The organism is Arthrobacter sp. FB24 (assembly GCF_000196235.1).
Taxonomy (GTDB): domain Bacteria; phylum Actinomycetota; class Actinomycetes; order Actinomycetales; family Micrococcaceae; genus Arthrobacter.
This window is the reverse complement of sequence record NC_008541.1, coordinates 3686519-3708534: the sequence shown is the minus strand read 5'-3', so window position 1 is coordinate 3708534 and position 22016 is coordinate 3686519. Positions and strand designations below refer to the sequence as shown.

The following is a 22016-nucleotide window of genomic DNA, read 5'->3' as shown; positions in this document are numbered from 1 at the left end:
GCTGGATACTGCAGCGCCTGCCTGACACGATCACCTCATAGCACTTATCAGCCCGCTCCACAGAACCGGAATCCCGATGCCCCTCTTCGACCTACCGCTTGAGCAGCTCCGAAACTACACGTCCGGCGTCACCGCACCCGCGGATCTTGACGCCTTCTGGGACCGCACCATCAGCGAAGCCCGGGAGTACCCGCTGGACGCAGTCTTCGAACCCGTGGACAACTACCTGACAGTGATCGACACCTTCGACGTCACGTTCGCCGGCTTCGGCGGTTCCCCGGTGAAGGGCTGGCTGCACCTGCCGTCGAACCGGCCCGCGGACGAGCCGCTTCCCGTCGTCGTGCAGTACGTGGGGTATTCGGGCGGCCGCGGGCTGTCGAACCAGGACACCAAGTGGGCGCAGGCCGGCTATGCGCACTTCATCATGGATAACCGTGGGCAGGGTTACGGCGGGCTCCTGGGCCACACGGCGGACCCGCACCCTTCCGCGGGCGATGTGGCGCACGCTGGACTGATGACCCGCGGTGTCGGAAGCCGCGAGGACTACTACTATCGCCGGGTCTACGTGGACGCCTTCCGCGCGGTGGAAGCGGCGCAGGCCCATCCCGCCGTCGATGCCTCAAGGGTTGTAGTGGCGGGCGTCAGCCAGGGCGGCGGTATCAGCGTTGCCGTGGCCGGTCTGGCGGCCGGAAGGCTCGACGGCGTGATCGCCGCGCTGCCGGATGTGCCGTTCCTGCAGGACTTTCCCCGCGCCATCGACATCACGCCGCGTGGACCCTATCCCGAGATCGCCGCATTCCTTGCCCGCCACCGCGACCGCTACGAGTCGATCCTGGCGGTACTCAACTACTTCGACGGCGTCAACCTGGGACGGGCGGCAACGGCCCCGGCGCTGTTCTCAGCCGCGCAGGCGGACGACATCTGCCCGCCGTCGACGGTCTTTGCCAGCTTCAATGCCTACGGAACGAAACCGGCAACGGCCGACCCGGCCAGCGGCCGAGGCGCTCCGGCGAAGGACATCGAGGTGTACCGCTTCAACAACCATGAGGGCGGCCAAGAACACCAGTGGAACCGCCAGTTGGAGTACCTGCGCAAGATGCTCGGCTGAGGTTCCGCGCCCCTGGGTGCCCCGAAATATTCAGGGTGAATTTGCGGACGGTGCGTCCTGCCGTTATGGTCATGGCTATGACTAACCGTTGGTATGCGTATTTTTCGTTGGCTCTGGAGGGGCCCGCGTCTAACTGACACGCATCCAACTTTCCTTCAGAGCCAACAGGGCAGAGATCATTCTCTGCCCTTCGCCATTTCTCCGGCGGGTTCTGATCTGGGCCCGCTCCGCACCATCCGGAACAGGACCCGCACCCATGAGCACCGCAGCAGCCACCGAGACACAGCCTTCCACTTCCCCGGAAGCCAACGGTTCCCCGGAAGGCCCCGAGACCGCGCAGAAATCCACCTCGAACCTGCGCGTCAGCGAATTCCAGGCCCTGCCGTCCCCCCAGGACATGATCGCTGCACTGCCGCTGGACGCCCGGGTGGCAGACGTCGTCGAACGCGGCAGGGACGAAGTCCGGGCCATCATGGACGGCGTGGACGACCGCCTGCTGGTGATCGTGGGACCCTGCTCCATCCACGACCCCAAAGCCGGCTTGGAGTACGCCCGCCGGCTGGTGAGCCAGGCGGAGAAGCACAAGGAAGACCTGCTGATCGTCATGCGGACTTACTTCGAGAAGCCGCGCACCACGGTGGGCTGGAAGGGCCTCATCAACGATCCCCACCTGGATGGCAGCCATGACATCGCCACCGGACTGCGGGCAGCACGCCAGTTCCTGAAGCAAGTCACGTCGCTGGGCCTCCCCACCGCAACGGAGTTCCTGGAACCCATCAGCCCGCAGTACATGGCCGACCTCGTCTCCTGGGGCGCCATCGGTGCCCGCACCACCGAAAGCCAGATCCACCGCCAGCTGGCCTCCGGGCTGTCCATGCCCATCGGATTCAAGAACGGGACCGACGGCGACCTCCAGGTTGCGGTCGATGCCTGCAGCGCCGCCGCGGCATCTCAGGCCTTCCTGGGGATCGACGGCGACGGCCGGGCCGCACTCGTGGCCACCGCCGGCAACCCGGACACGCACGTGATCCTCCGCGGCGGACGCAAGGGCCCCAACTACTCCGCGGCGGATGTCGAAGCGGCCTCGGCGAAACTGGCCGGCAAGCAGCTCAACCCCCGGCTGATCGTGGACGCCAGCCACGCCAACAGCGGCAAGAGCCACCACCGCCAGGCCGAAGTGGCGCTCGAAATCGGCGCGCAGCTGGAAGACGGCGGGGCAGCGGCTGCGGCGATTGCCGGCGTCATGCTGGAGAGCTTCCTGGTGGGCGGGGCGCAGAACCTCGATGTGGCCGAGCACGCGGCCGGCACCGGCGAACTGGTCTACGGCCAGAGCGTGACGGATGCCTGCATGGAATGGGACGTCACGGCGTCGGTGCTCGGCCAGCTGGCAGCATCCGCCCGCAAGCGGCGGGGCGCCCTGGAGGGCTGATTTTCCCCCGGATCCACGGAAAACTGGTACCGCCCAATGACTTTCACAATGGCACCATCAGCCACTAGAGTAACTAGCACAGGGTAGGTTGATGGCTCAGCATCGGCACACCGCAATGGGGTTTCAATGGGGTTGCCTTTATCAGCTGTTAACAAAGGAATAAGGGAAATGTCCGCAGAGTCGAACTTCTCGAACGCTCAGTTCTTGACTGTGGCCGAAGTGGCCGAGCTCATGCGCGTTTCCAAAATGACCGTGTACCGCCTTGTCCATTCCGGAGAGATGCCGGCCGTCCGCTTCGGCCGGTCCTTCCGGGTACCGGAGTCCGCCGTCGAACAGTACGTCAAAGGTGCTGTCGTGGAAGGCCAGTCGGACACCGCCTGAACTGCCACAAACGGAGTGCGGTCAGTGGGTGCGCCGGATAAGCGGTACCCTGTTAGGGAACGTTTTTCGTTATTGTAAGAATCTGTTTGTTGTTTAGTCTGTTGCCTAGTCCACGGACCTCTTCCATCAGACAGGTACTCCATCTAGTTTGTAAGGAACTTTCGTGGGTTCAGTTATTAAGAAGCGTCGCAAGCGTATGGCCAAGAAGAAGCACCGCAAGTTGCTTCGTAAGACCCGCCACCAGCGCCGTAACAAGAAGTAGAGATACTTCCTACAGCGTGAGATGCCCGTTGCCTTTGGCAGCGGGCATTTTTCTTTGTCCCGCGTGAATCCTGCGACGTCCGCTGCAAGGGCGGCCCTGGAGCTGAGGCAGGCCGCGGGTTAGACCGTGGGGCCGCGGAACCGCGTGAAGCCCCTCCAGAGGCCGTACACGGCCCCGCCAACCGTGGCCGCCTTCAGTCCGAGCGTGGCGGCACGGCGCCCCGAGCGGAAGTCGTACACCGGCCAGTTGTTTTCGCGGGCGTGGCGGCGTAGCCGCGCGTCGGGATTGATGGCCACGGGATGACCCACCATGCTCAGCAGCGGAATGTCATTGTGGGAATCGCTGTAGGCCCAGCACCGTTTGAGGTCCAGTCCCTCGGCATCCGCGATGCCCTGGACAGCCACCGCCTTGGCCTGGCCGTGCAGGATGTCGCCCACCAGCCGGCCGGTGTAAGCACCGTTCTCGATCTCGCCCACTGTTCCCAGTGCGCCGGTCAGGCCCAGCCGGGTGGAGATCACCGTGGCCACTTCGATGGGAGTAGCGGTCACTAACCACACCATGCGTCCCACGCGGAGGTGCTGCTGGGCCAGTGCCTTGGCGCCGGGCCAGATCCTGGACTCGATCATTTCGTCGAAGACTTCTTCGCCGAGGGCCTTGATGTCCTCCACCGTGATTCCGGCGGCCAGCGTCAAGGCCGAGTCCCGGACCGCGTGGACGTCATCCATGTTCTCGCCGCGGAGGACGAACTTGAACTGCTTCCAGGCCATCCCGGCCGCCTGCGGCAGGGTGAACGCGCCGCGCTGGTGCATTTTCCGGGCCACGTGGAAAAGGCTGGCGCCCTTCATGAGGGTGTTGTCAACGTCGAAGAAGGCGGCCTCGCCGTGCTGCAACGCACCGGCCGGCTGCCGGACTACGGCGACGTACTTCTCCTCGGGCATGACTCGAGTCTAGTCAATGGGCCAGTCCACGCTGTCACAGGCCCGCCGTCGCGGTGGAGCGGCGGCCCGGGCTACGGTTGAGATATGGCAAAACCCGACGTCGTCCTCATCACCAAAGCTGACTGCCACCTGTGCGAGGAGGCCCGCGACGCCGTCGAACGGGTCACTGCCTCCCTGGGACTTGAGTGGACGGAACAACTGGTGGACAACCAGCCCGAGCTGCGCGAGCGTTACGCCGAAGAGATCCCCGTGGTCCTGGTGGACGGCATCCAGCGTGACTTCTGGAAGATCGACGAAACCCGCCTTGAGCGGATCCTTCGTCAGGCTGCCGCCAAATAGGCGCGGCGACTTCTGCTTTGTTGACAGTGCGGACGTGGCTCTAGAGTGGACTCACAACGCGACGCAATGGAGCAGATAGTGACTTCGCTGGATTCATCCCCCGAGGCTGTTCACGGGGACAGCGGAACTGCGGCCAAGCAGATTCCGCCCGCGGCCGTGGCACGGCTGACCATCTACTTGCGCGCCCTCACCACCATGCTGACCGAAGGCGTCGAACGCGTCTCCTCAGAGTCCCTGGCCGAAGCTTCCGGTGTCAGCTCGTCCACCCTCCGGAAAGACCTCTCGCACGTTGGGTCCTACGGCACCCGCGGCGTTGGCTATGAAGTGCAGTACCTCAGCCGCAACATCTCCGCCGCGCTCGGGCTTACCCGCGACTGGAAAGTGGCAATCGTGGGCGCCGGCAACCTCGGCAAGGCCCTCGCGCGGTACGGCGGCTTCGAATCGCGGGGATTCGACGTCGTGGCCATTTTCGATGCAGACCAGATGGTGGTGGGCAACGAGGTGGGCTGGCTGCGGGTCAGCGACGTCGCGGACCTCGAAACGGTCCTCCAGCGGACCGGCGCCAACATGGTGGTGCTGGCACTGCCTGCCGCCGTGGCGCAGGGCGTGTGCGACCGCGTCATCGCCGCAGGAGTGCGGAGCATCCTCAGCTTTGCGCCGGTCATGCTCCAGGTCCCGCCGGGCGTGAACCTGCGCAAGGTGGACATGGCCACCGAGCTGCAGATCCTGGCCTATCACGCCCAGCGGATCCAGGCCCCGGAAGACGCGGAGTAGTACTGCCGTCAGCGGCCGTAAGGATAGCCCGGCTGGCCGTACGGGCTTCCGAACGGGTGGTACTTCCTGAAATACGGTGCGGCGGAGGGAAGGTAGAGGAGCACCATTGCGGCCACTCCGGCGAGGATGGACGGCGTTCCGAGCCCCATCTGGAAAACTCCCAGCAGTGAGAAAGCCGCCAGGATGGTGCCGAGAATCCTGGCCCAGTTCCGGCCCTTCCGGATGTTGAACGCCACCAGCGCATACAGCAGCACTCCGACGGCCGCGATCAGCACCACCATTCCCACGATGATGCCCTTGAGGGCCTCGAAATCCAGGTCAGCCCGGCTGGTGGCCAGCCTCGCCTCGAACGCCCGGCGCATGGCGGGATCGTCGATGGATCCCAGCGAGAGGAGCACCGAGCCAACCCAAAGGAGGCAAGCGACGATTAGCAGCCAGAAGGAGATGTTCACCAGCGGGGGAGCGGCGCTTGCCTCGGAGGTTCCCCGCTGCGGCAGCTCCGAGGGGTACACCGTGTACTGCTGGTTCCCGAACTGCTGCGGCTGTTGTGCCTGCGCGTACTGCGGCTGACTGTACGGTGGCTGACTGTACTGAGCCGCCGGCGGGCCGTACTGGGCAGGTTGGCCGTACTGGGGCGCCTGAGCGTACTCCGGCGCCTGCGCGAAGGGCGACGGGCCCTGCCCGAAGGGCGAGGGCTCCTGCGCGAAGGGCGACGGGCCCTGCCCGTACTGCGGCTGCTGGCCGTATTGCGGCTGCTGGCCGTATTGCCCGCCGGATGAGGAATCGCCGGGGTACGACGGCGGGACGGGCGGAGTGCTCATGGTTGATCCTTTGCGAGTCGGCTACTGGGCAATCAGCCACCGGGATCAGCCACGTCTTCCTGCCCCCAGCGTGATTTTGCTAACACGGTACCGTGTGCAGGGGCCTTCTGTGCATAGTTTGCGGCTCAATTTCGGCTCAAGGAACAGCCGGGCAAACGCAGAGGGCGCGGACTCCGGGGGCCGGCGACAATAGTCGCCCGGGCCCACCAAAGTCCACGCCCTCTGGCTGGAACCGTGGTGCTGTCAGGATTAGCGGCCGTACGGGTTGCCCGGCTGCGAGTAGGGGCTGCCGAAAGGCTGCTGCTTCCGGAAGTACGGCGCTGACGCCGGGAGGTAAAGCATCACGATGGCGGCGATGCCAAGCAAAGCCGAGATGGTGCCGATGCTGAAGGGAAACAGGCTGAAGATCGACAGTGCCGCGAGGACGGTGCCGAGGATGCGGGCCCAGTTCTTGCCCTTGCGCACATTGAAGGCAACCAGGGCGTAGAGGCCGGCGCCGATGAGGCCGATGACCACCATCATGCCGATCACAAGACCCTTGATGGACTCAAAGTCGACGTCCGCCCCGCTGGCCCTCATCTGGTCCTCGAACTGGCTCCGCATGGCGGGATCGTTCAGGGCGGGAATGGCCACCAGCATGGAAATGACGTACAGGACGCCCGCTGCGATGATCATCCAGAACGCGTTGTTGACCATTTTCGGCACGCCGCCCGCGGCGCCACCCTGCGGCTGTTCGGACGGGTACTGGGCATACGGGGACTGGCCGTACTGCTGCGGCGCCTGTCCGAAGGCCGGCTGCTGCCCGTACTGGGGTGCGGCAGGGGGCTGCTGGCCGTACTGCTGCTGGCCGTATTGCGGTGCGTTCTGGCCGTACTGGGGTGCTGCGGAGGGCTGCTGGCCGTACTGCTGCTGGCCATACTGTGGCGCGTTCTGCCCGTACTGGGGTGTTGCCGGAGGCTGCTGCCCGTACTGCGGCGCTGCGGGGGATTCCGGTGCGTTCTGCCCGTACTGGGGTGTTGCCGGAGGCTGCTGCCCGTACTGCGGCGCTGCGGGGGATTCCGGTGCGTTCTGCCCGTACTGGGGGGCGTCGGGGCCGGGCTTTCCGTTTTCAGGTTCGTTCGGGTTGGCCGGGTTTGCTGGAGGCGTGCTCATAGTTGGTCCTTTGCGGGTCGACTACTGATTAAACGGGTACCGGGATCAGTAACGGTTCCCTGCCCCCAGCATGGTTTGGTTCAACCGTACCGCGCTCCGGCCCGGCGGTGGATCATTCGGAGGAGGTATTCTGGCGGGCCGATTTGGCCGCGCGGCGGAAGCGGCCGGGTTAAACGCAGCACCCCGCTCCGTCGTGGTGGCGGAGCGGGGTGCTGAGCAGCTACGAAGCGAAGAAACTACGCGGCAGGTGCGATGAACGCGAGCTCGAGGTTGATGGCAACCTTGTCGCTGACCAGCACGCCACCGGCTTCGAGGACAGCGTTCCAGGTCAGGCCGAAGTCCTTGCGGCTGATGGTGGTTTCGGCGGTGAGGCCGGCGCGGGTGTTGCCGAAGGGATCCACGGCCACACCGTGGAGCTCGGTTTCGAGCGCCACGGGGCGGGTGACGCCCTTGATGGTCAGATCGCCCTGGAGTTCGTAGGCGTCGCCCTTGGGCACGATCGCGTTGGAAACGAAGGAGATTTCCGGGAACTTCTCGACGTCGAAGAAGTCTTCACCGCGGACGTGGCCGTCGCGGTTGGCGTCGCCCGAGTCGAAGCTGGCGGTCTGGATGGTGGCGTTGACCTTGGAGTCGGCAACGTTCTCGGAAAGTTCCAGGGTGGCTGCGGCGTCCTTGAACTGGCCGCGGACCTTGCTGATCCCTGCATGGCGTACGGTGAAGCCGATTTCGCTGTGCGAGTTGTCGAGGGTCCAGGTGCCGGTGGTGGTGTTGGCGGGCAGTGCCATGGTGTTGCTCCTTGTGATCTTGGATGGAAAGTCTCTTGCGGAAGGACATCTGATCGCCAGCCGAGACGTCTTGGTTGAAGTCTCAACTAACTGCTTCACCCAGTATAAACATGCATTTGCATCTTTTATTCCAACTCCGGGGAACATTCTTCAAAACTTCTCAGTTCTACTTCTTGTAGAAGATTTCAGATCGCCCGACATCTTTGAGAAACTGGTACACATGCCCCAAGCCACTGTTCATCTCCTTCGTCACGGCGAGGTCCATAATCCGGACGGCATCCTCTACGGACGGCTGCCGGAATTCCACCTCTCCGAACTCGGGCAGCAGATGGCCAGGACGCTCGCTGCGCACTTCAGCGACCGCGTGGCCGGCGGGGCTAAGATCGTGCACCTGGTGGCCTCGCCGCTTACCCGCGCGCAGGAAACCGCCCTGCCCATTGCAGACGCGCTGAACCTCGAAATCCACACCGAGGCCCGCATCATCGAAGCCGGCAACCACTTCGAAGGCACCCGGGTCAACAAGGCCGAGCTCCTCAAGCCCAAGCACTGGCCGTACCTGCGCAACCCGTTTGTCCCGTCCTGGGGTGAGCCGTACAAGGACCAGGCGGCCCGCGTCATCGCCGCGGTGCAGGACGCCCGCCGCCGTGCCATCGAGCTGGGTGGCGACCAGGCCGAGGCAATCCTGGTCAGCCACCAGCTCCCCATCTGGTCCACCCGCCTGAGCGCCGAAGGCAAGCCTCTCTGGCATGACCCGCGCAAGCGCGAGTGCACCCTGACGTCCATCACCTCCCTGGTGTTCGACGACGACGGCACCCTGCTCCGCGTGGAATACAGCGAGCCTGCTGCCGCACTCCTGCCCGGCGCTTCAAACACTCCGGGGGCCTGACGGTGGCCGGATTCAAATCCCGCAATGCAGGTGATGACGTGATGCGCTCCGCCTCGCGCCGCAGTGTCCTGGCCGCGGGCGGCCTGGGGCTGGCCGCCCTTACCCTGGGGCTTTCCGCGTGCGCCCAGGAGGATGCACTGGCCAAACAGGCCAAGGCCGGGGACAACAAGAACTATGTGGCCGGTGACGGCTCCGTGACCGAATTCGCCGCTGCCGACCGGAAATCCGCCGTCACCATCAAGGGGACTCTCTTCGACGGCACCGCCGTGGAACCCGCGGACTTCGTCGGCAAGGTGACCGTGCTCAACTTCTGGTTCGCTGCCTGTGCGCCGTGCCGTGTCGAAGCCCCGTCGCTGGAAGCCCTCCACCAGGAATTCAAGGAGCAGGGCGTGCAGTTCTACGGCGTGAACCTCCGCGATGAGAAGGCCGCCGCCGAGGCATTCGACAAGACCTTCAACCTGACCTACCCCAGCTTCAATGACAAGGACGGCGGCGTACTCCTGGCCGTCTCCGGGCTGGTTCCTCCCGGGGCCGTCCCCACCACGCTGGTGCTGGACAAGCAGGGCCGGGTAGCGTCCCGGGTCCTGGGCGAAATCCAAAAGGGCACGCTCAAGGCCCTCATTACCGCCGCCGTGGCAGAGTAACGGCGGCGCCCACACCGTGAACAGCCCCTTCGCCGAAGCCATCCTGAACGGTTCCCTGCTGCTTGCCATTCCCGTGGCACTGCTCGCCGGACTCGTCTCCTTCCTATCGCCGTGCGTCCTGCCGCTGGTTCCGGGCTACCTGGGCTATGTCACCGGACTGACGGGCGTGGACCTGGAGAAGCAGAAGCGCGGCCGGATGTTGGCCGGAATCGGCCTGTTCGTGCTCGGTTTCTCGGTGATCTTCGTCCTGCTGGGCGGAGCGTTCGGACAGCTGGGATCCATGATCAGCGGCGGCCAGAACGCCTGGATCACCCAGGTGCTGGGCATCCTCGTGATCATCATGGGCGTGGTGTTCATGGGCGGCTTCAGCTGGCTGCAGCGGGACGCCAAGATCCACGCCAAACCCCCTGCCGGGCTATGGGGCGCACCGCTGCTGGGCATCACCTTCGGACTGGGGTGGGCGCCATGCATCGGGCCCACGTACTCCGCGGTCCAGCTGCTCAGCATGTCCGGTGGGTCCTCCGCCGCCAAGGGCGCGTTCCTTGCCTTCGTCTACAGCCTGGGCCTGGGCATCCCGTTCCTGCTGATTGCCCTGGCCGTGCGCCGCGGCGTCGGAGTGATGTCCTTCTTCCGCAAGCACCGGCTCGCCATCCAGCGGATCGGCGGGGGAATCCTGGTGGTCCTCGGCCTGCTGATGGCCAGCGGGGTATGGGGTGCCTGGGTTTCCGGGCTGCAGTACTGGTTCCAAACCGATGTGAAATTGCCGATCTGATGAGCGAGCGAGTGAACGAAAAGAAGAGACCTGCTCCTGCAGACAAAGCGGAGAACGCTTCCCCCGACAACGCGGCAGCGACCCCCGTGGCCAAGGCCAAGGCGGAAGCCGCCCTTCCTGCGCTGGGACTCAAGGGCATGCTCCGGTGGGCCTGGACCCAGCTGACCAGCATGCGCACCGCGCTGTTCCTGTTGCTGCTGCTGGCCGTTGCCGCGGTGCCCGGGTCCCTGTTTCCGCAGCGTCCGGCGAACCCCTCCATCGTCACGCAGTACATCAAGGACCACCCCGAGTACGGCAAGATCTTGGACTCCCTCCAGCTCTACGACGTCTACTCCTCCGCCTGGTTCTCCGCCATCTACATCCTGCTGTTCATCTCGCTGATCGGCTGCGTGGTTCCCCGGGCGATTGCCCACTACAAGGCAATGCGCTCCCAGCCACCGCGCACTCCGGCCAGGCTCTCCCGCCTGCCCGAGTACGGCACACTGGTGATCCCCGCGGACGCCGGGATCCCGGCGTCGCGCGCTATTGCGGACGCTGCCGCGAAGCTGAAGAAGCGCGGTTACCGCGTGGATGTCAGGGACGACGACGGCGCGCGGCCCTCTTTGGGGGCCGAGCGCGGCTTCCTGAGGGAAGTGGGGAACCTGGTGTTCCACACCTCGCTGATCGGCGTGCTGGTGTCCGTGGCCGCCGGCGGCCTGTTCGGGTACAGCGGGCAGCGGATCCTGGTGGAGGGCGACACCTTCGTGAACACCCTGGTGGGCTACGACCAGTTCACCCCCGGCACCAACTTCCAGAGCAGCCAGCTCCAGCCGTACTCCATCCAGCTGGACAAGTTCCAGATCACGTTTGACCGTGAGTCCAAGGGCAAGTTCGGGCAGCCCATCGACTTCAAAGCGGACGTGACCACCCGGGAAACCCCGGACGCGCCGGCGGAGAAGCAGGTGCTGAAGGTCAACGATCCCGTCAGCCTGGGCGGCACCAGCATCTACCTCACCGGCAACGGCTACGCCCCCGTGGTGACCATCCGCGACGGCGCCGGCAACGTCGCCATGCAGGGCCCGGTGGTGGCCAAGCTGCAGGGCGACAACTATTACTCTTCCGTGGTGATTAAGGTTCCCGACGCCAAGCCGGATCAGCTGGGCTTCGCCGGGTTCTTCCTGCCCACCGCCTTCGTTACCGAGGAAGGCGTGTCCTTCAGCGGGGACCCCGAGCTGATCAACCCGCAGCTCACCCTGAACTCGTACTTCGGCGACCTCGGGCTCGACGCGGGCTCCCCGCAGAACGTCTTCGAGCTCGACGTGAAGAAGCTGACGCCGCTCAACGCCCGGAACCTCGACGCCGGAGGCATCACCCTGGCTCCCGGCAGCACCTACACGCTCCCGGACGGCAAAGGCTCCATCAGCTTCGACGGCGTGAAGCGCTACATCGGCGTGGACATCCACCACAACCCGGGCCAGCTGTACGCCCTGATTTTCGCGCTGCTCGCCGTGGCCGGGCTGGTGACATCCCTGTATGTGAACCGCCGCCGGGTCTGGGTCCGCACGGGATCGCACCCCGATGGTCGCACCATGGTGGAGTACGGGCTCCTGGCCCGCGGCGAAGACCACCGCCTCGCGGCCGAAGCGGAGACGATCCGTGGACTGCTGGCGGACGAATGGGGCCTGGACTCCCAGAAAGCTCACAGCGGGCAGGGGGATAATGGCCCGGCGGACAGTGCGTCTTCAGGCACTGTTCCCAACGAAGCCTCCACGGAATCGCGCACAGAAGACTTCATCCAGTCAACAGCAGGCTCAGCCGAGTCGAAGAAGGACCAGTAATGTTCCCCATCAACGAAACCATGGGCCAGTACAGCGAGCTCTTTATGCTGCTGGCCGCCGGCACGTACACCGTTGCCTTTATCGCCTTTGCCTGGGACCTGGCCAAGAGCAGCAAGGCGCTCCGGGCGATTGACCTCAAAGCCGCCGCCGCGGCGCAGGCGTCGGCCTCCGCCGCCGCCAAGGTTCCGGTGGGCGCCGGCGTGGGGGCCGGAGCCTTTGTTGAGCGTGCCGATGCCAGCCATGCCGACGTCGACCGTGCCGCTTCGGACGTCAGCGGACCGGCCGGCCGCGCCGAGCGGCCGTCGTCGGCTACCGGCCGGGCGTCCAAAACGACCGGTTCAGGCGCCGGGCAGACGGCCGACGGCGACATGCGCTATGCCGCTGAACGCCGCGTTCCCGCCCGCGTTGCCGTTGCCCTGACGGTGCTGGGCGCCGCGATCCACGCCGCCGGTGTGGTCACGCGTGCCCTTGGTGCGGGCCGGGTGCCGTGGGGCAACATGTACGAGTTCCTCACCACCGGCGCCTTCGTGGCTGTTGCCGTCTTCCTGCTGGTGCTGATCCGCCGCGACCTGCGCTTCCTGGGAACGTTCGTGATCGGCCTGGCCATCATCATGCTAGTCGCGGCGTCCGTGGCCTACTGGACGCCCGTGGGCCACCTGGTGCCGGCGCTCCAGAGCTACTGGCTGATCATCCACGTGTCCATCGCCGTGATGTCGTCCGCGCTCTTCACACTGACGTTCGCGATGTCCGCCCTGCAGCTTGTCCAGGCGCACCGGCAGAAGGCCATCGCGGCCGGCGGCGAGGACAAGCTGGGCTTCATGCGCCTGGTACCGTCCGCGCTGAGCCTGGAAAACCTGTCCTACCGCATCAACGCAATCGCGTTCGTGGGCTGGACGTTCACCCTGATGTTCGGCGCCATCTGGGCCGAAAAGGCCTGGGGCCGCTTCTGGGGCTGGGACACCAAGGAAGTGTGGACCTTCGTCATCTGGGTGGTTTACGCAGGCTACCTGCACGCCCGCGCCACACGCGGCTGGACCGGCACCCGTGCCGCATGGCTGTCGATCGTGGGCTACCTCTGTGTGATCTTCAACTTCACCATCGTCAACCAGTTCTTCAACGGCCTGCACTCCTACTCGGGTCTGTAGGCGGGCGCAGGACTCCGGTGACGCCGCGCGGCTCGGGACTTCGGGCCGACTCGCGGCTCGGGCGCACGCGCTCCTTGACGCCGCTCCTTGACGCACGATTTGCCACTTTTGGCCGCTAAGCCCCGGGCTTAGCGGCCAAAAGTGGCAAAGGGGCGATGAGCTGCGCCAGGTCAACGGCGACGACGGCGGGCCGGCTCCGGTGCCCAGTCCCGTTCCATGAGGGCCTTGCGGACCCGTGTGACGGCGCGCGGCTCCATGCCGGGCGCGAGTACGTCGAGGTCCGCCTGGGTCAACACCACCACCCGCCAACCTGCCTCCCGCGCATTCTCGTCGCGGAAGATATCGCTCCGCCGCTGGACAGCCGAAGTGTGATGCGCACCGTCGTACTGGATGGCCACTTTCTCGCGCTCGTAGGACATGTCCGGGTCCTGGATCCACCGGCCCGTTTCATCGAACATGGGTACGTTGATGGCAGGCTCGGGAAGACCGTAGCGGCGCAGCATCAGCCTGACTTCCGTCTCCTTGGCTGAGTCGGTGTTGGCCCGCAACAGGACACGGGCCCGCATGGCCTTACGGTAACCGGGCTTAGCCGCCTTGGCAGCCAGGAAGCCGTCAAGCTCGGCAAGGGTGGACAGCGGATTCCTCCGCCGGAGCAGGAAATCACCGGCGGCTACCAGGTCCTCGAGCTCGAGCATTCCGGCAAGATCGAACCAGGTTCGCAGGGCAGAGGTGCATTGCACGTGTCTTCCCGCTGTGATTTCCGCAGGTTCCAGGTCCAGTTGGTGGCCGATAACTCCCGTGCGCCGGAGGGCCCGCCTGCCCACGGGCAAGGTCAGATGGATCTCGTCCCTGTTTTGGCAGGCCAAGGGCAACGGAAATCCCCAGAGCAGGGCTGCCGAAAGATGGCTGGCAATTGCACCAGTGACCGCGCCAACGGCAGCGACGCGGAGCAGCAGGGTTTCCTCCGCCGCTGCTGAAACCCGTGCCCCGGTACAGGGCCGCACCAGGTCGCCGGCGCGTAACCGGCGCGGGGTCAGGCCTGCTGATCGGGCCTGCTCCAGTGTGAAGGGCCGGTGGCGGAGGGCCTCGGGGAGCTCTGGTGGACGGCGCATAGGAGCATTGTGTCCCGGCGGCGTGCGGGTATAGCGGGTATCCACAATCCGACGTCGGTGTGGAGGACAAGTGAGGGTCCGGAATGTTTGGCGGGCGGGCCGTGCGCCGCTTTCTGCTCGCGCCGCACTCTGACCTGGCCCTTTGCCGCTTTTGGCCGCTCTGCGCGAGGTTTAGCGGCCAAAAGTGGCAAAGGGCTGAGGAACCGCGGGCTGGAACCGCGGGCTGAGGAACCGCGGGCTGGAGCCGCGGGCCGGAGGCGCGGGCCGGAGCCGCGGGCTGAGGAGCCGCGGGCTGGAGCCGCGGGCCGGAGCCGCGGGCCGGAGCCGCGGCCGGGCAACGGTGTGAAGGGACCGGGGCGCAGGCGCGACCGGGGAAGGGCTTACTTGACCTCGTCGGTGCCGTGCGCGTCGGTTTCGGGGTGGTGCGATTCTTCGGGGTGGTTGTCGCCACGGTGGTTGCCGTTGGGCTTCCCCTTGCCCTCAGCTGTGCCCGTGCCGGAGGCGCCTCCGTTGGTCTTGCGTTGCTTGGCTTCGAGCTCTTCCTTGAGCTTCTTGAGGCGGTCCGCTTCAGCCTGGTTGCGGCGGCGGATTTCCAGGTTGCGCAGGAAATCGGGGTCATCATCCGGTGCCGTCATGTGGCTGTACGACTGCGGGGCCGGGCGGCTTCCGCGCGGCCGTCCGATGATGAACCACAGTGCCGCTCCCACTACGGGAAGGACAACCATGACGACGATCCAGGCTGTCTTGGAGATGCCCCTGGTGAGGTGCTTGTCAGTCCGGATCACGTCCACGAGGCCATAGACGAATATGGCTAGAACGGCAACGGCGACCAATACACGGGGCATACCACCAGTCTACCGTCAGGGGCGCAGGCGCCGGACGGCTAAACTTGGACTGTGGCCTTTATGAAATACTCCCTGATCCGACTGGCACTCTTTGTGCCGCTGTTCGTGCTGTTCAGCGTCCTCCAAATCGGCATTTTGCTTTCCGCAGTATGCGCCGGACTGATCGCATTCGCCATCAGCTACCTGTTCTTCCAGAAGCAGCGCGACGCCGCCACGGCCACCTTGCACGAGCGGTTCTCCGGCCGGGCCAAGCCCATCCGCAGCGCAGGAGAGGTTGAAGACGCGGACGCCGAGGACACCCTGGTGGACGCGAACCCGGACATCACCGTCCGTTCCGAAATTCCCCGCACGGAAGCGCTTCGCACAGAGTCTCCCTGCAAGGAAGCCTGACCCTAGAGGCCGTGGCTGAGCACCAGGCCCAGGGAAAACAGCACGCTGTAGCCCAGGTTGATCAGGCCCGTCTGCTTCAGGACCGGAATGAGGCTCTTGCGCTTCCGGCCGTTGATCATCAGCCATGACGGCATCAGGCTGGCGGGTATCAGCAGCAGCACGATGAGTATCCACGGACGCCCCGGCGCCAGGACGACCACCAGCAGGATGGCGACGGCGAGCATCAGGACGTAGCTTTCGCGGGCGTGCTTGTCGCCCAGCCGCACGGCCAGGGTTTTCTTGCCGGCCTGCGTGTCTGTGGGGATGTCCCGGACGTTGTTTGCCATCAGGAGCGCGCAGGCGATCAGCCCCGTGCCGATCGCGCCGATGACGGCAGGCAGGCTGATCTGTCCCGCCTGCGTGTAGGTGGTGCCGAGCGTCGCCACCAGGCCGAAGAACACAAACACGAACACGTCGCCCAGGCCCATGTAGCCGTAGGGGTTCTTGCCCCCGGTGTAGCCCCAGGCGGCCAGGACACAGCCCAGTCCCACCAGAATCAGCCACCACGCCTGCGTGATAAGCACCAGGACCAGGCCGAACAGCATGGCCGCGCCGAATGCGGCGAATGCCGCGCGCTTCACCATTTCCGGCTTCGCGGCACCGGAGCCCACCAGGCGGAGCGGGCCCACCCGGTCCTCGTCAGTGCCGCGGATGCCGTCCGAGTAATCGTTGGCGTAGTTGACGCCCACTTGGAGCAGCAGCGCCACCAGTGCGGCCAGGATGGCGTTGAGGGGCTTGAACGCGTCCAGGTCGAAGGCCGCGGCGGTGCCGATCAGGACCGGTGCGATGGCAGCCGGCAGGGTGCGCGGTCGGGCGCCTTGGATCCATTGTGCGGCTGTAGCCACGGTCAGTACTCCGATGTGGTTCGTTGTTCGGTTCGGTCTGGCAGGCGGGTTCCACCCGCCGAAAAGGTGTGTGTTCCCGGCTTCAGTCCGGAGAGGGGCTTCTCTATTTTCCCTGATGCAGGGCGTCCAGCTGAACAGTCATGCCCAGCCGGTCCGGTTTGCCATTGGGGAGCATCATGAGTTCACCGGCCGCGAGGACGGTTTTCGGCGCCAAGGCACCCAAAACGCCCAGGACGTCGTGCCGCCTGGCGGTGAAGCTTTCGACGCCGGCGGGGGAGCTGTCCTCCACGGCGACGTAGGCGGCCACGGCCTGGCCCCACTCCGCCGAGGGGACGCCGGCAACAAAAGCCGCCAGCACGCCGTCGAGCTTTTCCAGCTCTGCCTGGACGTGCGTAGCGGAAACCTTCACGCCTCCGGTGATGATGACGTCGTCGGCCCTGCCCAGAACGGTGAGCTTGCCGGTGGCGTCGATGGAGCCGAGGTCGCTGGTGCGGTACCAGCGGATGCCGTCCTCCTCGAAGAAGGCCTCGGCAGTGAGGCCGGGCTCGTGAAGGTACCCGGCGGCCAGGGTGGCGCCGCCCAGCAGGATCCGGCCGTCCCCGTCCACCCGGGCCAGCACGTCCTCGAGCGGGAAGCCGTCGTACACGCAGCCGCCGCAGGTTTCCGCGGAGCCGTAGGTGGTGATCACCCGGGCGCCGGCATCGCGGGCAGCGGACAGCAGTTCGGGCGAAGCGGGCCCGCCGCCCAGCAGGATGCCGTTGAACCGGCGCAGAACGGCCAGCGTCTCGGCCGACGGCGAATCCAGCAGCCGCTGCAGCTGCGTGGGAACCAGCGAGGTGAAGCGGATCTTGTCCGTGAGTTCCTGCGCGGCCGCGGTAAACGCCTCCGGCGTAAACCCGTCCGAGAGGTCCATGGCCCACGGCCGGGTGCCGGCGAAGAGGGAACGCACCAGGACCTGGACCCCGGCCACATACTGCAGGGGGAGGGCGAGCAGCCACTGGCCTTCGCCCTTGAGCGCGAAGGCGGTTGCCACGGAGGAGGCCGCCAGGGCGTCCACGGTGAGGACCGTCGCCTTGGGCACACCCGTGGAACCGGAAGTGCGCACCACCACGGCGGCATCCTCATACCCCGGCGTTTCCACGGCGGAGACCACAACATTCCCGCCGGCGTCGGCGGAAAGTTCGACGGCGGGTCCCTCACCATGGAGGGCATCCGCCAGCGCCTTAAGTGCGGGTTCGATGTTCGGGGGCTGGGAAGTCACGGGGCTGCCTTCAGAGTAGGACGGGCTAAAAGTAATACGGGAACTGCGACCAGTCGGGATCGCGCTTCTCGAGGAAGGCTTCCTTGCCCTCCACGGCCTCATCGGTCATGTAGGCCAGCCGGGTCGCTTCGCCGGCGAACACCTGCTGCCCGGCCAGCCCGTCGTCGGCCAGGTTGAAGGCGAACTTGAGCATCCGGATGGCCTGAGGCGACTGCCGGGCGATGTCCGCCGCGTATTCCAGTGCGACGTCCTCGAGGCGTTCGTGGTCCACGGCCTCGTTCACGGCGCCCATCCGCACCATGTCCTCGGCCGAGTATTCCCGGGCCAGGAAGAAGATCTCCCGCGCGGCCTTCTGGCCGATCTGGCGGGCCAGCAGCGCCGAGCCGTACCCGGCGTCGAAACTTCCCACCGTGGCGTCCGTCTGCTTGAACTTGCCGTGCTGGCGCGAGGCGATGGTGAGGTCGGAGACCACGTGCAGCGAGTGCCCGCCGCCGGCGGCCCAGCCGTTGACGACGGCGATGACCACCTTGGGCATGGTTCGCATGAGCCGCTGGACTTCCAGGATGTGGAGCCGGCCGGCACGGGCAGGATCGATGGTTTCCTTGGTCTCGCCCTCTGCGTAGCGGTAGCCGTCCCGCCCGCGGATCCGCTGGTCACCGCCGGAGCAGAACGAGTGCCCGCCGTCCTTGGGCGAGGGCCCGTTGCCGGTGAGCAGCACGGTGGCCACATTGGGGGTCATCCGGGCGTGGTCCATGGCGCGGTAGAGCTCATCCACCGTGCCGGGGCGGAACGCGTTCCGGACCTCCGGGCGGTTGAAGGCAATGCGGACCGTGGGGAGGTCCCGCAGCACCGCGCCGTCCGCATCCCGCTCCACCTGCCGGTGGTACGTCATGTCCTGGAAGTCGTCAAAGCCGGCCACGGTGCGCCACCGGGTGGGGTCAAAGACGTCGGATACCTTGGCTGGGAATACGTTGCTCACAGACCGAGTCTAGTAATCGCCTCAGCTGATGCAGAACTCGTTGCCTTCCGGGTCCGCCATGGTGTGCCACGAATGCGGCCCCTGGCTGGCCGTCCAGAGGAACGTTGCACCCCGCGCTTCGAGCTCCTGGCGGGCCACATCCTTGTCCTTGCCCTCAAGGCGGACGTCCCAGTGCACGCGGTTCTTGACGGTCTTTTCCTCCGGTGCGGTCTGGAAGAGCATGCGGCGGGCGGGTGCCTTGGCGTCGATTTCTTCCACCGGGCGGATGGCGGCGCCGGTCGCCCAGACAAGCTTGCCGTTGTGCGACTTGGTCTCGGCTTCGGTGGCATAGCCCTGGTCGATCATGGACCGGATGAACGCCTCGTCCTGGGGCTCCACCGCCCAGTCCAGGGTTTCCGCCCACCAGTCGGCGAGTTCGTGCGGGTTCCGGCAGTCGATTGCTATCTGAATGTTGAGTCCCATGGGTCAAAACTACGACGGCGGCGTCCCCGCCGAAAGGGGCTGGAGGACGGTTCGGGGGCTGCAAGTGCCCCGCGAGTGCGCACTTAGCGGCGGTGTTTCCGCCTGGAACTGCCGTGATCTGCCACCCTCGACGCGGGATGTCCGCGTTTAGGGCTGGACCTGCTGCAGCTGTTCCATCAGTTCGGGCGGGATGGCGTAGATGAACACCACTGCCAGCAGGTTCTTTGCGGCGTGGACGAAGTAGGAGAACATCAGGTTCTTCCCGGTCCACACGTACACAAACACCAGGGTGGCGCCCATGGCCAGGTACGGCATCAGCACGGGCAGGGTCAGGGTTTCCTGGCCTACGATGTGCAGTGCCGCGAAGAGGAAAGTGGAGAGGACACAGCACACCCAGATGTTCACCCGCCGGCTCAGCTTGCCGATCAGCAGGTGTCGGAAGATGTACTCCTCCACGAACGGACCCACAATGACCGGCAGGGGGACGATCAGCCACGGCGGAACCTGCTGCACGAGTGCCTGCACGTTGGCCTGGTTGGCGGAGCCCTGCACGGGCCCGGTAAGTGCCACCAGGATGGCCGTCAGGATCAGCATGGCCACCACTGCCACCGGAATCATGATGAGCGTGAACCAGGGCCTGGTGGCCAGCACGCGCAGGTCGCGGGAGGCAACGCGGCGGGCGGCGGCCACGGCCAGGATTCCCACGCCGCCGTAGAACAGCAGGTTGACCGAGTACACGGCCGTGGTGGGGTCCGGGGACAGCTGAAGCAGCAGCGGCTGCAACAGCGGGCCCGCAACGGCAAAAAGCGCAGCGACAGCCACGTACAGCCCCACGGTGGTGTAATCGAGCGCAGAGAAACGGTAGAGCTCCGGCTGTGGCGCCGGGGAATTGCGGACAGCTGTTCCCATGGTTCCAGCCTAGCTTCCCCGACTGCCTGGCAGTTGACGTCGTGAAAACGGCAAAAGGCGACGCCATATGCGAGTCGGCGGGTGGAGCTGGACCCCGGCGTTGCAGCGGACTTCCGGCGCCGGGTAGAATATTCGGTATGCCTAAATTTCTGTTTCGGTGCGCCAAAGTAGTCCGCCGAACCGGGGTCCTTCGCTCTGCTGGGGCCGCCGCCGTCGCCCTTTCCCTTTGCCTGTCCCTCACCGCGTGCGGGGGTGCCGCCCCCGGCCAAGGCCCAGGCGATGAGAAGCCCGTGGTGCTGACCACCTTCACCGTGCTGGCCGACGTGGCGCAGAACGTGGCAGGGGACAAGCTGCAGGTCGAATCCATCACCAAGGCCGGCGCCGAAATCCACGGCTATGAGCCCACGCCCGGGGACATCCGGAAGGCCTCCAAGGCGGACCTGATCCTGGACAACGGGCTGAACCTGGAGGCCTGGTTCGCCCAGTTCGTCGAGGGCCTGGATGTTCCGCACGCCGTGGTGAGCGAGGGCGTGAAGGTGATGTCCATCAGCGAAGACTCCTATCAGGGCAAGCCGAACCCGCACGCCTGGATGTCGCCGGTGAACGTGCAGATCTACGTGGACAACATGGTGAAGGCCTTCTCCAAGCTCGATCCGGACAATGCCTCCACCTTCGAGGCCAACGGTGCCGCCTACAAGGCCAAACTGCAGGCCGTGAAGGACGAGATGGTGCAGAAGCTCGCAACCGTCCCCGAGGCACAGCGTGCCCTGGTGACCTGTGAAGGCGCCTTCTCCTACCTGACCCGCGACGCAGGCCTCAAGGAGGTCTACATCTGGGCCGTCAACGCCGAGCAGCAGGCCACGCCGCAGCAGATCGCCCGGGCCATCGAATTCGTCAAGGCCAACAAGGTCCCGGCTGTCTTCTGCGAGTCCACGGTGTCCGACGCCCCCATGCGCCAGGTGGTGGGAGCCACGGGAGCGAAATTCGGCGGAGTGCTCTACGTCGATTCCCTGTCTGAGGCGGACGGTCCCGTGCCCACGTACCTGGACCTGATCCGGCACGACTCCAGGATCATCACCGAAGCACTCGCTGGTGCTCAGGCGGGGGCGGCATCATGAGCAGCCCGGCCATCCTGGTTGAAAACGTCACGGTCCACTACGGGGAGGTCCTGGCGCTGGATGCCGCGTCCCTGACGTTGGACTCCGCCCGGATCTGCGGCCTGATCGGCATGAACGGCTCCGGCAAGTCCACGCTGTTCAAGGTGATCATGGGAATGATCAAGCCCGACGCCGGCCGCGTCCTCATCAACGGAGCGTCACCTGCCAAGGCCCGCAAGGAAGGGGGAATCGGCTACGTCCCGCAAAGCGAAGACGTAGACTGGCAGTTCCCGCTGTCCGTCCGCGACGTGGTGATGATGGGCCGCTACGGGCACCAGGGCTTCACCCGCCGCCCCTCCAAGGCCGACCGCGAGGCCGTCGACCTCGCGCTGGACCGGGTGGAACTGTCCGAGTTCGCGAACCGGCAGATCGGCCAGCTGTCCGGCGGCCAGAAGAAGCGCGCGTTCGTGGCGCGCGGCATCGCCCAAGGTGCCACCATGATGCTCCTGGACGAGCCGTTCGCCGGGGTGGACAAGCGCTCAGAAGCCACCATCACGCGCCTGCTGCGTGAACTCGCCTCGGACGGCTGCACCATCCTCATCTCCACCCACGATCTCCACGCCCTGCCCCAGCTCTGCGACGAAGCCGTGCTGCTGATGCGCAAGGTCCTCATGCACGGCCCGCCCGAGGTGGTCCTGCAGCCCGAGCACCTGGCCATGGCCTTCGGCCTGGACGTCCTCAACCGGGACCTCCCAGCTACGGACCGTCCAATCCCGGACCTTCCAGCCACGGACCTTTTCCGGCAACAGGGCAGGAACTAAGCC

25 protein-coding genes are annotated in these 22016 nt (G+C 65.8%); 14 read left to right on the top strand and 11 right to left on the bottom strand.

Annotated features, from left to right (window positions below):
* The first annotated feature begins 76 nt into the window (after positions 1–76).
* The 4 genes from ARTH_RS16740 to ARTH_RS23590 all read left to right on the top strand — a co-directional run bounded on the left by ARTH_RS16740 (position 77) and on the right by ARTH_RS23590 (position 3180).
* The gene (locus ARTH_RS16740; protein WP_011693129.1) at positions 77–1108 is read left to right on the top strand and encodes an acetylxylan esterase; all 1032 of its coding nucleotides are present in this window, start codon (positions 77–79) and stop codon (positions 1106–1108) included.
* A gap of 256 nt (positions 1109–1364) precedes the next feature.
* On the top strand, positions 1365–2537 hold the full coding sequence (locus ARTH_RS16735) for a 3-deoxy-7-phosphoheptulonate synthase (protein WP_011693128.1): 1173 nt from the start codon (positions 1365–1367) through the stop codon (positions 2535–2537).
* A gap of 168 nt (positions 2538–2705) precedes the next feature.
* Positions 2706–2918: a helix-turn-helix domain-containing protein gene (locus ARTH_RS16730; RefSeq protein WP_043429999.1), complete on the top strand. Its 213-nt coding sequence runs from the start codon at positions 2706–2708 to the stop codon at positions 2916–2918.
* 163 nt (positions 2919–3081) lie between these two features.
* Positions 3082–3180 (top strand): 30S ribosomal protein bS22, encoded by a 99-nt coding sequence (locus tag ARTH_RS23590; RefSeq protein WP_003792170.1) that lies wholly within the window; start codon positions 3082–3084, stop codon positions 3178–3180.
* 119 nt (positions 3181–3299) lie between these two features.
* Here ARTH_RS23590 and ARTH_RS16725 read toward each other — a convergent pair whose 3' ends face one another.
* Positions 3300–4118 (bottom strand): HAD family hydrolase, encoded by an 819-nt coding sequence (locus tag ARTH_RS16725; protein ID WP_011693126.1) that lies wholly within the window; start codon positions 4116–4118, stop codon positions 3300–3302.
* Between the two features lie 84 nt (positions 4119–4202).
* Here ARTH_RS16725 and ARTH_RS16720 point away from each other — a divergent pair, with 84 nt between their 5' ends.
* Together ARTH_RS16720 and ARTH_RS16715 are read left to right on the top strand one after the other, a co-directional pair.
* The gene (locus tag ARTH_RS16720; protein ID WP_011693125.1) at positions 4203–4457 is read left to right on the top strand and encodes a glutaredoxin family protein; all 255 of its coding nucleotides are present in this window, start codon (positions 4203–4205) and stop codon (positions 4455–4457) included.
* Between the two features lie 78 nt (positions 4458–4535).
* Positions 4536–5231 carry a redox-sensing transcriptional repressor Rex gene (locus ARTH_RS16715; protein WP_011693124.1) on the top strand — a complete coding sequence of 232 codons (696 nt, stop codon included), beginning with the start codon at positions 4536–4538 and terminating at the stop codon, positions 5229–5231.
* 8 nt (positions 5232–5239) lie between these two features.
* Here the strand turns inward: ARTH_RS16715 and ARTH_RS16710 are convergent, their stop codons facing one another.
* The 3 genes from ARTH_RS16710 to ARTH_RS16700 form a co-directional block, all read right to left on the bottom strand.
* The gene (locus ARTH_RS16710; RefSeq protein WP_011693123.1) at positions 5240–6052 is read right to left on the bottom strand and encodes a hypothetical protein; all 813 of its coding nucleotides are present in this window, start codon (positions 6050–6052) and stop codon (positions 5240–5242) included.
* A 249-nt stretch (positions 6053–6301) separates the two neighbouring features.
* Positions 6302–7204, bottom strand: a complete 903-nt coding sequence (locus tag ARTH_RS16705) for a hypothetical protein (protein WP_011693122.1) — start codon at positions 7202–7204, stop codon at positions 6302–6304.
* Between the two features lie 236 nt (positions 7205–7440).
* Entirely contained in the window at positions 7441–7989 is a 549-nt protein-coding gene (locus ARTH_RS16700; protein ID WP_011693121.1) for a YceI family protein, read from the bottom strand.
* Positions 7990–8209: 220 nt separating this feature from the next.
* Here ARTH_RS16700 and ARTH_RS16695 point away from each other — a divergent pair, with 220 nt between their 5' ends.
* The 5 genes from ARTH_RS16695 to ccsB are packed head-to-tail and all read left to right on the top strand — an operon-like array spanning position 8210 to position 13253.
* Positions 8210–8875: a histidine phosphatase family protein gene (locus ARTH_RS16695; RefSeq protein ID WP_011693120.1), complete on the top strand. Its 666-nt coding sequence runs from the start codon at positions 8210–8212 to the stop codon at positions 8873–8875.
* Positions 8876–8916: 41 nt separating this feature from the next.
* The gene (locus ARTH_RS16690) at positions 8917–9519 is read left to right on the top strand and encodes a TlpA family protein disulfide reductase (protein WP_011693119.1); all 603 of its coding nucleotides are present in this window, start codon (positions 8917–8919) and stop codon (positions 9517–9519) included.
* Between the two features lie 16 nt (positions 9520–9535).
* On the top strand, positions 9536–10291 hold the full coding sequence (locus ARTH_RS16685) for a cytochrome c biogenesis CcdA family protein (protein ID WP_011693118.1): 756 nt from the start codon (positions 9536–9538) through the stop codon (positions 10289–10291).
* Complete coding sequence (gene resB / locus ARTH_RS16680) at positions 10291–12108, top strand: cytochrome c biogenesis protein ResB (protein ID WP_043429996.1); 1818 nt, start codon at positions 10291–10293, stop codon at positions 12106–12108. The genes ARTH_RS16685 and resB overlap by 1 nt, the downstream gene beginning before the upstream one ends.
* Positions 12108–13253 carry a c-type cytochrome biogenesis protein CcsB gene (ccsB, locus tag ARTH_RS16675; protein WP_011693116.1) on the top strand — a complete coding sequence of 382 codons (1146 nt, stop codon included), beginning with the start codon at positions 12108–12110 and terminating at the stop codon, positions 13251–13253. The genes resB and ccsB overlap by 1 nt, the downstream gene beginning before the upstream one ends.
* Positions 13254–13423: 170 nt before the next feature.
* Here ccsB and ARTH_RS16670 read toward each other — a convergent pair whose 3' ends face one another.
* Entirely contained in the window at positions 13424–14365 is a 942-nt protein-coding gene (locus tag ARTH_RS16670; RefSeq protein WP_011693115.1) for a hypothetical protein, read from the bottom strand.
* Positions 14366–14745: 380 nt separating this feature from the next.
* The gene (locus ARTH_RS16665; RefSeq protein ID WP_011693114.1) at positions 14746–15210 is read right to left on the bottom strand and encodes a PLDc N-terminal domain-containing protein; all 465 of its coding nucleotides are present in this window, start codon (positions 15208–15210) and stop codon (positions 14746–14748) included.
* Between the two features lie 60 nt (positions 15211–15270).
* On the opposite strand from ARTH_RS16665, the gene ARTH_RS16660 reads away from it, so the two are divergent.
* Positions 15271–15600 (top strand): DUF4229 domain-containing protein, encoded by a 330-nt coding sequence (locus ARTH_RS16660; RefSeq protein ID WP_011693113.1) that lies wholly within the window; start codon positions 15271–15273, stop codon positions 15598–15600.
* Between the two features lie 2 nt (positions 15601–15602).
* Here the strand turns inward: ARTH_RS16660 and ARTH_RS16655 are convergent, their stop codons facing one another.
* From ARTH_RS16655 to ARTH_RS16635, 5 genes are all read right to left on the bottom strand, one after another.
* Positions 15603–16484, bottom strand: a complete 882-nt coding sequence (locus ARTH_RS16655; RefSeq protein WP_011693112.1) for a 1,4-dihydroxy-2-naphthoate polyprenyltransferase — start codon at positions 16482–16484, stop codon at positions 15603–15605.
* Positions 16485–16587: 103 nt separating this feature from the next.
* Complete coding sequence (locus ARTH_RS16650; protein ID WP_011693111.1) at positions 16588–17745, bottom strand: AMP-binding protein; 1158 nt, start codon at positions 17743–17745, stop codon at positions 16588–16590.
* Between the two features lie 25 nt (positions 17746–17770).
* The gene (locus ARTH_RS16645; RefSeq protein ID WP_011693110.1) at positions 17771–18724 is read right to left on the bottom strand and encodes a 1,4-dihydroxy-2-naphthoyl-CoA synthase; all 954 of its coding nucleotides are present in this window, start codon (positions 18722–18724) and stop codon (positions 17771–17773) included.
* A 21-nt stretch (positions 18725–18745) separates the two neighbouring features.
* Positions 18746–19186 carry a VOC family protein gene (locus ARTH_RS16640; protein WP_011693109.1) on the bottom strand — a complete coding sequence of 147 codons (441 nt, stop codon included), beginning with the start codon at positions 19184–19186 and terminating at the stop codon, positions 18746–18748.
* 147 nt (positions 19187–19333) lie between these two features.
* Positions 19334–20095 carry a CPBP family intramembrane glutamic endopeptidase gene (locus ARTH_RS16635; protein WP_011693108.1) on the bottom strand — a complete coding sequence of 254 codons (762 nt, stop codon included), beginning with the start codon at positions 20093–20095 and terminating at the stop codon, positions 19334–19336.
* A 137-nt stretch (positions 20096–20232) separates the two neighbouring features.
* Here ARTH_RS16635 and ARTH_RS16630 point away from each other — a divergent pair, with 137 nt between their 5' ends.
* Positions 20233–21213 carry a metal ABC transporter substrate-binding protein gene (locus ARTH_RS16630; RefSeq protein ID WP_011693107.1) on the top strand — a complete coding sequence of 327 codons (981 nt, stop codon included), beginning with the start codon at positions 20233–20235 and terminating at the stop codon, positions 21211–21213.
* On the top strand, positions 21210–22013 hold the full coding sequence (locus ARTH_RS16625; RefSeq protein WP_011693106.1) for a metal ABC transporter ATP-binding protein: 804 nt from the start codon (positions 21210–21212) through the stop codon (positions 22011–22013). The genes ARTH_RS16630 and ARTH_RS16625 overlap by 4 nt, the downstream gene beginning before the upstream one ends.
* The last annotated feature ends 3 nt before the right edge of the window (positions 22014–22016 follow it).